Origin of the sequence: Actinoallomurus sp. NPDC050550 (genome assembly GCF_040655075.1) — a bacterium.
Classification (GTDB): Bacteria; Actinomycetota; Actinomycetes; order Streptosporangiales; family Streptosporangiaceae; genus Actinoallomurus.
The window spans coordinates 1-13,739 of record NZ_JBFAJC010000107.1; the positions used below are offsets into that span (position 1 = coordinate 1).

At 71.2% G+C, this 13,739-nt stretch carries 13 protein-coding genes and 1 tRNA gene; 8 read left to right on the top strand and 6 right to left on the bottom strand.

Features of this window, described 5'->3' with window-relative positions:
• Positions 1–365: 365 nt before the first annotated feature.
• Positions 366–905, bottom strand: coding sequence for a GNAT family N-acetyltransferase (locus AB0I04_RS53940; protein WP_360904442.1), 540 nt, complete (start codon positions 903–905; stop codon positions 366–368).
• A 437-nt stretch (positions 906–1,342) separates the two neighbouring features.
• Here AB0I04_RS53940 and AB0I04_RS53945 point away from each other — a divergent pair, with 437 nt between their 5' ends.
• Positions 1,343–1,783, top strand: coding sequence for a hypothetical protein (locus AB0I04_RS53945; protein ID WP_360904445.1), 441 nt, complete (start codon positions 1,343–1,345; stop codon positions 1,781–1,783).
• Between the two features lie 87 nt (positions 1,784–1,870).
• Here the strand turns inward: AB0I04_RS53945 and AB0I04_RS53950 are convergent, their stop codons facing one another.
• Entirely contained in the window at positions 1,871–2,113 is a 243-nt protein-coding gene (locus tag AB0I04_RS53950; protein WP_360904476.1) for a peptidoglycan-binding domain-containing protein, read from the bottom strand.
• A 168-nt stretch (positions 2,114–2,281) separates the two neighbouring features.
• Here AB0I04_RS53950 and AB0I04_RS53955 point away from each other — a divergent pair, with 168 nt between their 5' ends.
• The 4 genes from AB0I04_RS53955 to AB0I04_RS53970 all read left to right on the top strand — a co-directional run bounded on the left by AB0I04_RS53955 (position 2,282) and on the right by AB0I04_RS53970 (position 5,473).
• Positions 2,282–2,572: a hypothetical protein gene (locus AB0I04_RS53955; RefSeq protein WP_360904447.1), complete on the top strand. Its 291-nt coding sequence runs from the start codon at positions 2,282–2,284 to the stop codon at positions 2,570–2,572.
• Between the two features lie 205 nt (positions 2,573–2,777).
• Entirely contained in the window at positions 2,778–4,775 is a 1,998-nt protein-coding gene (locus AB0I04_RS53960) for a DUF4132 domain-containing protein (RefSeq protein WP_360904450.1), read from the top strand.
• Positions 4,775–5,167: a hypothetical protein gene (locus tag AB0I04_RS53965; RefSeq protein ID WP_360904453.1), complete on the top strand. Its 393-nt coding sequence runs from the start codon at positions 4,775–4,777 to the stop codon at positions 5,165–5,167. The genes AB0I04_RS53960 and AB0I04_RS53965 overlap by 1 nt, the downstream gene beginning before the upstream one ends.
• Positions 5,168–5,400: 233 nt before the next feature.
• A tRNA-Glu gene (locus tag AB0I04_RS53970) sits at positions 5,401–5,473 on the top strand.
• 87 nt (positions 5,474–5,560) lie between these two features.
• Here AB0I04_RS53970 and AB0I04_RS53975 read toward each other — a convergent pair.
• The 3 genes from AB0I04_RS53975 to AB0I04_RS53985 form a co-directional block, all read right to left on the bottom strand.
• Entirely contained in the window at positions 5,561–6,016 is a 456-nt protein-coding gene (locus tag AB0I04_RS53975) for a DUF4345 domain-containing protein (RefSeq protein WP_360904456.1), read from the bottom strand.
• A 162-nt stretch (positions 6,017–6,178) separates the two neighbouring features.
• Positions 6,179–9,385, bottom strand: coding sequence for a BTAD domain-containing putative transcriptional regulator (locus AB0I04_RS53980; RefSeq protein ID WP_360904459.1), 3,207 nt, complete (start codon positions 9,383–9,385; stop codon positions 6,179–6,181).
• Between the two features lie 134 nt (positions 9,386–9,519).
• Positions 9,520–11,016 (bottom strand): MFS transporter, encoded by a 1,497-nt coding sequence (locus tag AB0I04_RS53985; protein ID WP_360904461.1) that lies wholly within the window; start codon positions 11,014–11,016, stop codon positions 9,520–9,522.
• Positions 11,017–11,211: 195 nt separating this feature from the next.
• Here AB0I04_RS53985 and AB0I04_RS53990 point away from each other — a divergent pair, with 195 nt between their 5' ends.
• Positions 11,212–12,243, top strand: a complete 1,032-nt coding sequence (locus AB0I04_RS53990; protein ID WP_360904464.1) for a DUF2332 domain-containing protein — start codon at positions 11,212–11,214, stop codon at positions 12,241–12,243.
• Between the two features lie 122 nt (positions 12,244–12,365).
• Here AB0I04_RS53990 and AB0I04_RS53995 read toward each other — a convergent pair whose 3' ends face one another.
• Positions 12,366–12,869, bottom strand: a complete 504-nt coding sequence (locus tag AB0I04_RS53995) for an ATP-binding protein (protein WP_360904467.1) — start codon at positions 12,867–12,869, stop codon at positions 12,366–12,368.
• A gap of 198 nt (positions 12,870–13,067) precedes the next feature.
• On the opposite strand from AB0I04_RS53995, the gene AB0I04_RS54000 reads away from it, so the two are divergent.
• Entirely contained in the window at positions 13,068–13,304 is a 237-nt protein-coding gene (locus AB0I04_RS54000; RefSeq protein ID WP_360904470.1) for a DUF397 domain-containing protein, read from the top strand.
• Between the two features lie 88 nt (positions 13,305–13,392).
• A partial coding sequence (locus tag AB0I04_RS54005) for a helix-turn-helix transcriptional regulator (protein WP_360904473.1) occupies positions 13,393–13,739 on the top strand: 347 nt, incomplete at its 3' end.

A 13,739-nucleotide genomic window follows, 5' to 3' on the forward strand; every position in this document is an offset into this window, starting at 1 on the left:
GCCCAACCGGGCTGAAACGTGGGCACGCATTCGACACGGCCACCCGTTGACGACCGAACACAACCAGACACACACCGAACAGCGTCCGACCTCATGCAGGTCGGGCGCTGTTCCTGAAGATCATTACGGGCATGTATCAGGGGCAGGGGCAGGGGCAGGGTCGAACCGCCGGCCTTCTGCTTTTCAGAGCAACAACCACCCTGCTCACGGTGCTTGTGTCGAGGTAAAGGGTGCCGGGCACCTGCCTCAAGCTCATACCGCACGTATTCCCTGTTAGCGGCCCTCGGTTCACACCCGTGATGCCGCGACCCGGCCGGCATGGTGGACCGTGGATCTCTGGACGGTGGGTCCCTACTTGGTCGATCTCACGAGCGGCTCTTGGCCCAGATCATCAGGCGGCCGGTTTCTGCGGGTGCGTCCGGCTTGTGATCGTCGATGCGATCCAGGCGGTAGCCGAGTCGCCTCGGGATCGCCGCGCTGGCGGCGTTGGCCTCGTCGCAGTGGATCTCGATGCGCTCGGTCCCGGGCAGCGCGAGTCCCGCATCAGTGAGGGCCCTGGATGCTCTGGTCGCCAGGCCCTTGCCTGTGTGGTCGACATGAAGCCAGTAGCCGATGTCGAATGCCCCCGGGCCTACTCGCGCATGCAGACCTACGGTGCCGAGCAGCCGCTCGCCATTCAGATCGAAGATGCCGTAGATGTAGGCCTCGCCCGTGTCCCACTGGCTGATTGCCGATGCGATGAAGGCTTCCTGGTCGTATGGCTTCGGCCGTTCGGCGGCCCAGGGCATCCACGGATGCAGGATCTCGAAGGACTCCAGGACGGCCGTGTGCAATGCCGGGGCATCTGCCAGCGTCCAACGGCGCAACAACATGCCGTCGAGCGCAATGCGTTCCGGTGGCCTCATGCCCCGATCATGGAAGCGGTACCACTCGCACGCAACCGCTTTAAGACCTGTCGTCGACACAAGCCTGATCGGTAACGCCGACCATGTCGGGACACGCGAAAGTCCGCAAATGACCGTCGCGGCTTCTTCACTACGAGTCACGCTAAGCACGTCCACACCTGTCCAGACCTGACCACGGACCAGCCTTTCAGGCCCCACGGCGTCCAGGCCCGTCCGAGGCTGTCCAGGGCGGTCGTCAGCGCGGGTGCGACACTCCGGCTCGCGGGATTTGGGGGCGGCGGGGCCCTCAGTGTCTCGCTCGGCCAACCGTATGCCGGAAGACGGCAGTCCACGGTCCGTCCGTTCGACGGTTGTACCGTGCTGCGGCTTGGGCGCCGAATATTCCGTCGCCCGTCAGGGGTGAGACGATGCACCAAGATCATCGAAAGGAGCGCACGTTGCCGAGCACGCTGCCGTCGACCGAATGCATGCTGGTGGTTCGTACCGACTTCTCCGACCAGGGCGCCTGGGAAGCAGTCAGGGCGGCGATCGGAGAGCCCGACGAGGGCGGCTATCTCGAGGATTACATGCTCGGCGTGGAGTACGTCGACGATGTGACCTACCGGGAGTTGCCGGTCGAGCAGGTCGTCGGGCTGCTCACGGACGACTACGAGTCGTCGCTGCTGGCGGTGGTCGACGAGGCCACGATCAGATCGCCCGAGATGCCCATCGTTCTCGTCGATCTCAACGAGCTGAACGAGGAGTACGGCCGTACGATGCGCGTCGTCCCGGCCGAGCTCCCGTCGATCGAGGTGAACGTGCACATCGGCAACATGGACTTCTTCGAGTTCGCCGATAACGCGGACGAGGACGGTGTCTTCCGCGGTTTCCCCGAGTGACGCGACGCGCTCCGGCCCCGACGGCCGCATGACCGGTGGTCATGCGGCCGTCGGTTCATTCACCCGTTGGTGCGCGCCGCGAGCCGATCAGGTCCCAGAGCGGGAGATCAGCTGCCTCCAGGTGGTCGGGCCCACGATTCCGTCGACCGTCAGGCCCACCCGCTCCTGGAACCGCCGGGCCGCGGTGTCGGTGCCAGGGCCGAAGACGCCGTCGACCTGGGTGGAGGACTTCAGGTCGCCGTGCTTCACCAGCTCGGTCTGGGCCGCCTTGACATATTCGCCCTGGTCGCCCTCGCGGACGGTCGAGCCGATCGTCTGTCCGTCGGTCAGCTTCTCCCAGGTCGCGGGACCGACGACTCCGTCCGACGTCGGCCGTACGGACCCTCGAACCGGGCGGTCGGTTCACGTGCGGTCCGTGTTCGGCCAGATGCACCCGTTAGCTGTCGATTGAGCGTAGAAACTGCGTGTTGCCCCGCTTTTACGCTCATGAGGAGACGAATGCACGGGAGAATCGCGGCGACCGCTGCCTCGATCGCGGTGCTGGCCGGCGGCCTCGCCGTCGGCGGGACCGCCGAGGCGGGCATCCAGGGATCAGGCGTCAGCGCCGACAGTGCCGCGCGGTGTCACGCCCAGCAAGTCCCCCACACCAAGCACTGGACGTGCGTGACGCCCGGCTCGTACTGCCCGAAGGCCGCGCACGGCCGCTACGGGTACGCGGTGAAGACCCACAAGAGGTACCGGTGCGTCAAGTACTCGAACGGCCGGTGGCGCTGGAAGCGCGCCGCCTGAGGCCGGCACAACCACGGTCTCCGCGCCGAACGCTCCGCTCCGGTGGGGCGTTCGGCGGGACGACGCCCCGCCCCACCGGCTCGCACCCGCTCCCGCCACGACCCGTACCTACTCCTCGCGCTCGGCAGCCCGCTCCCGCCCCGACGCTCGCACCCGCTCCCCGGAACGGGGAATTCTGTCGTTACCGCGTGCCAAGATCACCCGTATGCCGTTGCGAACCCTCATCTCCGTCCACCTGGGGGAGCCCACGCCGGAATCCGGCTCGCTGGAACCCGGCTCCGGACCGGAGTCCGGCGGGGAGCCGGCGCCGGAGACGCCGCCCGGGCCGGTCGTCGCGGCCGAGGAGGCGCTGACCGAGGGGCTCGACGGCGCGACGCGTAAGTCCTTGGACGTGATCCGCGCCAGGCTCTACAACGAGCCGCCGAGCCGGGACGACTGGGAGCGGCTGGCGGACTCGGCGTACGCCGGGTTCGCGCGGACCGTGCTCGAGACCGCCGTCGTACGGGCCGCCGCGATCCAGGCCGGTGAGATCCCCTACGCCGCGGACAAGGCGTTCACGGCCGACGAGGTCGCGGTGCTCGGCCGGGCGGTCCGGGTCGCCCTGCTCCGCGACGAGACCTGGCTGCCCGAGCTGCTCGACCGGCTGCTGCCGGCCGTCGCTGTCGCCCCGTCGGCGGCCCGTACGCTCCCGTCGCAGGCGCTGGTGTTCGAGGTCGCCCGGTCGGCGCAGGAGTTCCCGACGCCGGAGGCGGCGGCCGGGCTGCGGGCCGTTCGCGGGATCGTCCGCCACGCCGGGGTGCCCAAGCAGCTCGACCGGAACCTCAAGCGGATCGACGCCGCGCTCGCCGACCGTACCGAGGTCGCCTTCCGGCTGCCCGACCTCGGGTTCGGGCCGGACGGCGTGCACCGCAGCACGGTCGGGGAGTACGAGGCGCGGATCACGGTCGGCGAGGACGCGACGCTGACCTGGCACCGCGACGGGAACGACCTGCGTGGCGTGCCCGCGGCGGTCCGGCGCGACCACCCCGTGCGGCTCAAGGAGCTGCGGGAGCTCGTCAAGCGCACCCGAGCGCACCTCACGACGCTCACCCGGGCACTGGAAGGCGCGCTGCTCGCCGAGTCCGGGCAGTCCTACGGCCGGTGGCGCGCGGAGCAGGCCGAGCACCCGCTCGGCCGTCCCCTCACCGAACGCCTGATCTGGGAGGTCGAGGTCGCGCCCGGCGAGTGGCGCGCCGGCCTGCCGGTCGAGGGCGGCCGGCGTTTCGTCGACGCGGCCGGCGAGCCGTGGGCCGCGGTGGGGGAGGACGCCGTGATCCGGCTGTGGCATCCCGTCCGCGCGATGCCCGGCGAGATCCGGGCGTGGCGCGACCAGTTGACCGAGCGCCACCTGCGCCAGCCGTTCAAGCAGGCGTTCCGGGAGATCTACCTGCTCACTCCGGCCGAACGGGAGACCCGGCTCTATTCCAACCGGTTCGCCGCGCACATCCTGCGGTACCGGCGGCTCTACGCGCTGTTCAAGGCGCGCGGCTGGCAGGCGGGCATGCTCGGCCCCTGGGACGGTGGGTACGAAGGCGAGGCGACGCGTGTGCTCCCCGGCAGGGGCTGGCGGGGGCGCCTCTTCGTGGAGTACGTCGATCCGGCCTGGCAGGACGAGCTGGCCTCGACCGACCAGGTCCGGTTCGAGCGGCGTACGGACGATGGCTGGCGCGAGGCGGCGCTGGAGGAGGTGCCGCCGGCCGTGTTCAGCGAGGTCATGCGCGATGTGGACCTGTTCGTCGGGGTGACGTCGATCGCCGCCGACCCGGAGTGGACCGACCGGGGCGAGGACCGGTACCGCGACTACTGGCACCGGGCCGGTTTCGGGGATCTCAGTGCCTCCGCCGAGGTCCGCCGCGACGCGCTGGCCCGGCTGCTGCCCCGCACCAGGATCGCCGACCGCGTCGAGCTGGGCGGGCGGTTCCTGCGCGTACGGGGCTCCCGGCGCACGTACAAGATCCATCTGGGCTCGGCGAACATCCTCATGGAGCCGGACGACGCCTACCTGTGCATCGTCCCTTCGTCCCGCGGCGCCGCGGGGGACGGGTTGTTCCTCCCCTTCGAGGACGAGCGGCTGTCGTTGATCCTCAGCAAGGCGTTCCTGCTGGCCGACGACGCGGGCATCACCGACCCGGACATCCTCCGGCAGATCGAGCGGAGCGGGTGATGGCGAGCGTGACGGTCTGGGACGAGACCGCGACGGGGCGGCGACTCGACGAGATGTCTCTGCCCGACCTGCCGGACCAGATCACGGTGCGCGACCTGATCCGGACGCGGGTGCGCGAGGAGGTGGCCCGGCACAACGCGCGGCCGTCGCGCCACTTCCGCGGCCTCGTACGGCCCGACGACGCGGAGACGGAGCTGAACGGCTACCTCCTTCGCGAGGCGAGGCGCATCGACGCGGAGCGGCAGGCCGACCTCGCCGAGCGGGCCTTCGGCCGGAACGGCTTCATCCTGCTCGTCGGCGACCGCCAGGCCGACGATCTCGATGAGGTCGTCGAGCTCGGCGCGGACACGGAAGTCGTCTTCCTCAAGCTCGTCCCGCTGGTCGGTGGATGATCCCGCTCCGTCCCACCGAGCGCGGTTTGGCGTCGTTGTGATCACCCGGTACAGTTGAGGAGTCGGCAGGCGGGGACGAGGTTCGGCCCCGGCGAGTCGGCAGGGTCCTCCGGTGACACCGGAAGTGACCCCCTTCTCATGTAGGGCCCGGGTCGACACCCGGTTCGTGCAAGGGGAGAACGTCCGCTAAGCTGGGCGTCGCCCGCGAGGGAGACCGAGCGAGCGAGACACGAGGTCCCGTCGTCTAGTGGCCTAGGACGCCGCCCTCTCAAGGCGGTAACGCCGGTTCAAATCCGGTCGGGACTACGCAGGTCGAAGGTCTGATCACCACATGGTGGTCAGGCCTTTACTGTTTTCCGGCCCCTCGGCGGGTCCCGAGAGCACCGGCCCAGATCAACGGGCGGTCGCCAGCGCGGCGGCCAGCACCGCTTCTACGAGTAGGTAGAAGACGGTTGGAAAGAAGCCGGCCGGCCGTTCGACCGCGAACGAGATGATCCGGCCGCCCGCCATGCCCGCGAGGGCCAGCGCCACGGCGAGGACCAAGCCGGCCCGCAGCCCGTCGTCCAGGAGGGCGAGCACGAGCGTCATGGCGACCGCGATGCCGAACCCGCCGTACACCGCGCGCACCTCGTTGCGTCCATCCGCCGAGCGCACCAGGGTGCCGAACTGGGCCAGGAGCGCGGTCGGCGCGATCAGGCCGTAGATGCCCATCCCGCCGAAGAAAGCGGCGACCACGCCGATGATCACCTTGTCCATCCCGTCCTCCCGCGTCACGCCGTGCGGCTCGTACGGGCGGTAGCCCAGCATTCGCGGTGGCGGCGCGTCGATGACCTGCCGGGTAATCGACACGGGCCGGGCCGCCCTGCGCGAGGTGAGCAGGACGAGCGCCTCATCGCGTCACGCGGCCGCGCGCCTCAACGTGGCCGCGTGACGCGATGAGGCGGTGAGCAGGGGGCGTCTCGTCGCGTCGCGCGGTCTACGAGGAGACGAGCAGGGGACCGTCTCGTCGCTTTACGCGTCGGTGAGCAGGGCGAGCACCTCGTCCCGCGACATGGCCGCGCCGCGTTCCCGGGCGGTGGCGACGGCCTCGGCGCCGATGAGGTCCCGCGCCCGGCCGGCCACGCGGGCGACGTCGGGGTCGCCCGCCAGGGAGATACCGCGCTGCGCGGCCCCGGCTCCGAGAAGGAGGGCGGCCCGCGTGCCGTCGCCCCGGAGCACGGTCGCTCCGGCCAGGGCCTCGGCGGCGTGGGCCAGGAGCCGGGTGTCTTCTCGCCCGACGGCGATCGCCTGACGGCAGCGGGCCTCGGCCTCGACGGCGTCGCCCTCGGCCTCGGCGAGCCGGCCGAGCCCGATCAGCGCCATCGCCCGCGTGTAGCGGATCGCGAACGAATCCGCCACGCATCGGCTCAGCGCGGCCTCGTAGTGACGGCGCGCCTCCGCCAGGTCACCGCGCAAACGGGCGACCTCCCCCAGGCCGACGAGCGTGTCGGAGATCTTCTCCGCCCCGCCCGCCCGGCGGGCCAGCACCTGTGCGTGCTCGAAGCTCTCCCGGGCACCGTCGAGATCGCCGCGGCGCAGCCGGATCTCGGCGGTCAGCCACAGGCAGTCCGCCATGTCCTCGGCGGAGTCCAGCTGCCGGACGTACTCGACGGCCTCGTCGATCAGTGTCTGCGCCCTCTCCCAGTCACCGCGCGCCGCGGCGATGCGACCTCGCTCGGCCAGCATCGCCGACAGCCCCCAGCGATCGCCCAACGCGCGAAAGCCCGCCTCTCCCCGGGAGAACTCGGTGTCGGCCCCGGTGAGGTCACCGGCGAACAGCTGCTGATACCCGTTTCCGAAGTGGCGGAGGGCGCCGGACCACGGGTCTTTGCCCATCCGTGCCGCCTGCAACTCGACGTTGGCCTCGGAGGGACCGGCGTTCAGCGCCCAGAGGAGGGTGGACATCGGCCGTAGCGTCGGCCGGTCCGAGCCCAGGTCCGCCATGATGGAATCGATGCGGCGCCGGTAGCCGTCGAGGGCCGGGTCGCCGCCGCCGCCGTGCAGGGCGATCATGACGCACAGCGCGTACTCCTCATCCATACCGGCCGGCGGTTCGGAGCCCATCAGGGCGAGCAGTTCGGTGGCGGTCGCGGCGCCCTCGCTGCGCAGCCCGCGCAGCCACCAGTAGGCCGACATCGCCGCGAGCATCCGCAAGGCCCGGGCGTGGTCCGTGCCGACGAGCACGCGGAGCGCCGCCAGGAGGTTGCCGCGTTCGGCGTTCAGCCGGGCCAGCCACTCGAGCTGCTCGGCCCGGCGCATGTGGGGTTCGGCGGTCTCGGCCAGCTCGAGGAAGTACGCGGCGTGCGCGGCGCGCGCCGTCTCCGTCTCGCCGGCGTCGGCCAGCCGCTCGGCGCAGAACTCACGGATGGTGTCGAGCATGCGGTACCGCCCGCCGTCGCCCTCGACGAGGGACTTGTCGGCGAGGTCGGTTACTAGATCGTCGGCCTCCTCTTCGGAGAGGTCGCAGACCCGAGCCGCCGCGCGCGGAGTCGCGCCGCCCGCGAACACGGTCAGCCGCCGGGCGACCAGGCGTTCGTCCTCGCGGAGCAGATCCCAGCTCCACTGCACGACGGCGCGCAGGGTGCGGTGGCGAGGGGCCTTCGTCCGGTCGCCCCGCGACAGCAGCCGGAACCGGTCGTACGCTCCGGGGCCGTCCGGCGTGCCGAGGCGCGCGGCGACCTCCCCGACGGTGAGCGTGCGCAGCCGTGCCGCCGCCAGCTCGATCGCGAGCGGCAGTCCGTCGAGCGCGTCGCAGACGCGAACCATGGTGGCGACGGCCGGGGCGTCGAGTTCCAGGCCCGGGCGTACGGCCGCCGCCCGGTCGGCGAACAGCCGCACCGCCGGATAGCCGAGCGCGTCGGCCGGATCAGCGCCGGGCGGGGGGACGGCGAGCGGCGTGAGCGGGCACAGCGCCTCACCGGTGATGCCGAGGGCCTCCCGGCTGGTCGCCAGCACCCGCAGGCCGGGACAGGCGCCGAGCAGCCGGTGCACGAGCCCGGCCGCATCGTCGATCACGTGCTCGCAGTTGTCCAGGATCAGCAGAAGGTCCCGGTCGGTGAGGGCCTCGACGAGCCGCCCGGCCAGGTCGGGGTGCGAGCCCGGTGCGGCGGGCAGCCGTCCGGCCTCCCGGATCCCGAGTGCGTCGATGACGGCCTGGGCGACCGTACCGGTCCCGTCTTTCGCACGGCTCTCGATCACGGCGAGGTCGACGAAGCGGACCTCGCCCGGCACGCGGCCGCCCGCCTCGATCGCCAGGCGGGTCTTGCCGGTGCCACCTGGCCCGACGAGCGTGACGAGGCGTTCGGCCACGAGCAGCCCGCCGACGCGGGCGAGTTCCTCCTGGCGCCCGACGAAGCTGGTGAGCTGGGAGGCCAGCGCACTTTGGGCCGAAGGGGCCGATTCGCGTTCCCGGGGAGGGCCGGCGGCCAGTGCGGGATCGGCCCGGAGGATGGCGAGGTGGATCTGGACCAGCTCCGGCGAAGGGTCGGCGCCCAGCTCGTCGGCGAGCGTGCGCCGCGCATCCTCGAACACCGCGAGCGCCTCGGCCTGCCGGCCGCCGCCGTACAGGGCGCGCATGAGCTGTCCGCGCAGACGCTCCCGGAGGGGATGGGCCGCCACGAGGTCCTGGAGTTCGGTCACCAGGTCGCGGTGGCCCCCCAGCGCGAGCCGCGCCTCGGCGTGGTCCTCGAAGGCGCCCAGCCGCAGCTCTTCGAGCCGGGCGGCCTGCGCCTCGGCGTACGACGCCGCGGTCACGTCGGCCAATGCGGGACCGCGCCAGAGATCGAGTCCCTCGCGCAACAGGGCGGCGGCGCGGGCGTGGTCACCGGCCGTCAGGGCGCGCCGGCCGTCCCGGGCGAGCCGTTCGAAACGGAGGGCGTCCACGTCGTCCGGCTCGACCGCGAGCCGGTACCCCGCCGGGTGGAACTCCACCAGGTCGCCGGACCCGTCGACACTCCGGAGGCCACGCCGCAACCGTGAGACCTGGGACTGCAGGGCGTTCGCGACCCCGGCCGGAGGATCCTCGCCGTACAGGGCGTCGATGAGGCGCTCGGCGGTCACCACCCGGCCCGCGTCGAGCAGCAGCAGGGCGAGCAGCGCGCGTACGCGCGGGCCGCCGACCGCGACCGGGGCGCCAGCTGAGGCGTGGACCTCCAGAGGGCCCAGGATGCCGAATCGCATGCCCGAATTCTCGCGGATCGACGCGGTGCGCGAGACGGTGCCGTGGGCCCATCCGGCCGTAGGGCCTGTCTCGACGTCACCGCAGTAGGACAGCGGGCGTGAAGACAGGCCCTGACGGGCTGGGCGCGCAGCGTTCAGCGCCGGGTCGAGGAGGTGGGCGAAGTGGTGGGCTGCTCCTGGACTGGAGCGTCTTTTCCACTGCGCCGCGCGATGATCAGTGGGGCGGTGAGACACGCGGCGGCGAGCAGGATCGCGAACGCGACCGTAAGGGCCAGGGTGTAGCCGTGCACGGCGGCCGCCTCCGGCGGGGCGTTGCGGTGGGTGGCCAGGAAAGTGACGGTGGCGCCGGAGGCCAGAGTGTTGAGCAGCGCGGTGCCCAACGCCGCCCCCAACTGCTGGGCGGCGTTGTACGCGGCGGCCGCGGCTCCGATGTCGTGTCCGCGCATCCGCGCGGTGGCCAGACTGGCGGTCGGGGGCATGACGCACCCGAGGCCGAGCCCGGTGAGCACCAGCGCGGGCACCAGGAAGACCGTGAACACATCCGTGCTGTCGGCCGTCAAGCGGGTCAGGATCAGCACTCCGGCGGCTGCGGCGAGCAGCCCCGGCACGATCAGCGCCGCGGGTTGGACGCGGCCGTGCAGTTTCCCGGCGATGAGCATGGACCCGGCCAGCGTGGCGAGAGCGTTGATGATCAGCGTCAGTCCGGCCTGGACCGGGGAGTAGCCCAGCACGGCCTGGGTGTAGTAGCTCATGAACAGGTAGAACCCGAACATCGCCACGAACATCAGGGTGATGGCCAGGAACGCCCCGGCGCGAACGCGGTGCACCAGCACCCGCATCGGCAGCAGGGGATGTGCCGCACGGGCCTCGACGGCGACGAACGCCGCCAGCAGCACCACCCCGCCGACCAGCAGCGCCCGCACCTCGACCGATCCCCACCCGAGCGATTCGGCCCGGCCGAACGCGTACGCGACCGCCGCGAACCCCGTCAGGCTCAACAACGCACCGGCGACATCCAGCCGCCCCCGCGCGGCGATCGGCCGGTCGGGCGGCACCATCGCGACGCCGAGTACGGCCGCCATCGCGATGGGCACGTTGATGTACAGGCACCACCGCCAACCGACGTACTCGGTCAGCAGGCCGCCGGCGATCAGACCGACCGCCGAACCCGCCGCGCCGACCGCCGCGAACACTCCGAACGCTCGGCCGCGCTCGCGCGCCTGGGTGAAGGTGGTCGTCAGCAGCGACAGCCCGGCAGGAGCGAGCATGGCTGCGAACCCTCCCTGAACCGCCCGCGCCCCGAACAGCATCGGCGGGTCGACCGCCGCGCCGCCCACGGCGGAGGAGGCGGCGAAGCCCAGCAGCCCTATCAGGAACGTGCGCCGGTGCCCCAGCGCGCCGCTGACCCTTCCGCCGATCAGCAGCAGCCCGCCGAAGGCCAACGCGTACGCGGTGATGGTCCATTGCCGGTTCCCGTCCGACATCCCGAGGGCGTGCTGCGCCGACGGCAGCGCGATGTTCACGATCGTCCCGTCCAGCACCACCAGCAGCTGTGCCGCGCTGACCACTGCCAGCGTCCACCACGGCCGTCCGGTCGGCTCTACCTGCGGTTTGTTGTCTCCGACATCCATGATTTCAAGCGTTCCGTCGAACTCATCCCGGAGACTCCTCGCCGCCGGCGGGCCGGTGACCGGCGCCGAACGCCCGACAACCCTCAAGCGACGGTTGAACGCTCACGGGCCGAATCCCGCCGCACCCACCTGTGCCGAAGCGGTTGATGATAATCAACGTTGACCAATGTCGATGGCCATCGCCAGCATCCCCGTATGGCCTACGACCTGACCCGTCTGTTCGCGGACGCGCCCCGCGGCTTCCCCACGTCTCCGCTCTACGGCCGGCTCGGTACGGTCGTCGCGGCGGACGAGCGGCTGCTGGCGATCGCCGCGCAGGCCCCTGCCGGCCGGCTCCCCACGAACCTGCTGTTCGCGGCGGTGCACTGTCTGCTGCTCCGGGACCCGTCGCACGACCTGGCGGCCTGGTATCCCTCGACCGGGTCCGCGCGGCGGCCGGACGGCGATCCGGGCCCGGCGTTCACCGACTTCTGCCTCACCCGGCGGCCGGAGCTCGTCGCCCTGATGAGGCGCCGCATGGTCCAGACGAACGTCGTCAAGCGGGCGACGGTCCTGCGCCTCGGACTCGCCGCGGTCGCCCGCATGACCGATGAGCCCGTCACGCTGATCGAGATCGGGTGCAGCGCGGGCCTGCTGCTGCGGTTCGACGACTACCGCTGCGATTTCGGCGGCCGGATCTGGGGGCCACCGGCGTCACCGGTGAAGATCCGCTCCCGGTGGGAGGGCGCCGGCCCGGCGCCGGATCTGGGCCCTCTCCCGGCCATCGCCGATCGCGTCGGTGTGGATCTGCACCCCGTCGACGTCACCGACCCGGACGAGCGGCTGTGGCTGCGCTCCCTGATCTGGCCGGAGAACCGGGAACAGGCGGACCTGCAGGCCGCGGCCCTGGAAGCGGCCGCCGCCGACCCGCCACGGACGATCGCGGGTGACGCCGTGGAGGTGCTCCCGCGCCTGGTCGCGGACGTGCCGCCGGGCACGCCGGTCGTCGTCTTCCACGCCGCGACGCGTATCCACGTCCCGGAGGAGCGCCGCGACCGCTTCGACGAGGCGATCGCGGCCGTGGGCCGGACGCACGCGCTGTTCCACCTGTCCCTCGAGGGCTCGCGAGAACTCGGCCCGGTCGCCTTCGCGGCACGCCTGCGGCAGGGCGACGCCGCCGAACGGGTGCTGGCGATCACCGACGGGCACGTGGAGTGGATCACCGATCCCGGCTCCTCGCCACGGTGACACACGGGCGGGCGGTGACGGTGATGTGATCGGTGACGCGTGGAGAAAGGAGTGGACGCGCGGCGGTGTCGTGCGCGAGCGGTGATGTGGCCCGACGACGGTGACGCGCGGGTGGCCGGCGGTCAGGTGATGGAGAACGCGGCCCAGACGGCCTTGCCGCCGCCCAGCAGAGGGGTCCAGCCCCAGGCCCGGCTGATGGCGTCGATGATGTGCAGGCCCCGTCCGGTCTCGGCCACGTAGTCGGGCTCCCGCATGGCCGGGGCGCGGTCCGCCGGGTCGGTGACCATGCAGACCAGGTGACAGCGGTAACGGACCAGCACGAGCCGGAGGCCTTCTTCGAAGCCGACCCCGCAGTGCAGCCCGTGGCGGACCGCGTTCGTCACGAGTTCGGAGACGACGATGGACGCGTCGTCGTAGAAGTGCCCAAGGCTCCATTCCGTCAACGTGGTCTTCGTGACGTCCCGCGCGATCTTCGGCGACTCGGCCTCCGCGGGCAGGTTCCGGGCGGCTACCCACGGGCGGTCGGGAACCTGGTGCGGGGCGTTGTCGAGACGCGTCAGCCAGTCATCCCAACCTCGGTGGGCCAGGGGGATGCCGGTGGTCTCTCGCAGGGGGGACATGGTCATTGCGAACCCTGGGGAAGTCCTGTTCGTCGCCGGGCGCCCGGTGCGCCGCTTCCGCTATCTTGCTCCTCAAGTCGTGCAGATGCAAGCACGGCTGCACACTCAAATGCACGTGCATCTGAGCGTGCAGCGTGTGGGGGGAGCGGCGTCCGGCCGTCAGGTGCGACCGGGCATTCTCGACAGAGGCGTGGAGGGGCGAGGATGTATCAGGCCTACAACGGAATGTCGGCGTCCTGCTTGAAGGAGGTCAGCTGGCTCAAGAGCCGGGCCAGCAACCCGAGCGGCAACTGCGTCGAGCTGGCGCAGCTGCCCGATGGCGCCATCGCCGTACGGAACTCCCGCTTCCCGGACGGCCCGGCGCTGCTCTACACGCGCGCCGAGATCGACGCCTTCATCCAGGGCGCCAAGGACGGAGACTTCGACCACATGCTTCTTTGACGCCCGAATGGCTCGTTCGACGTGACCGCTTTGCAATCGGCGCCCCCGGTGGGACACTAGGCGGATTCCAGTGTTCTGAGGGGAGCACATGATCGGTTCTCAGCCTGACGGCGAGACGGCCGTGAGCAGCTTGTTCGGTCATCATCGTGGTGGTCCGACGGTGCTGCGTATTGTGCTGGGGGCGCAGTTGCGGCGGTTGCGTGAGGCGCGGGGGATCACGTGTGAGGATGCGGGTGAGGCGATCCGGGCGTCGCATTCGAAGATCAGCCGGATGGAGTTGGGGCGGGTTCGGTTCCGGGCGCGGGATGTCGCGGATCTGCTGAGTTTGTACGGGGTGCGCTCGGAGGATGAGCGTGCGGCGATGCTGGCGTTGGCGGAGCGGGCGAATGAGCCGGGTTGGTGGCATTCGTATTCGGACATTTTGCCGGGTTGGTT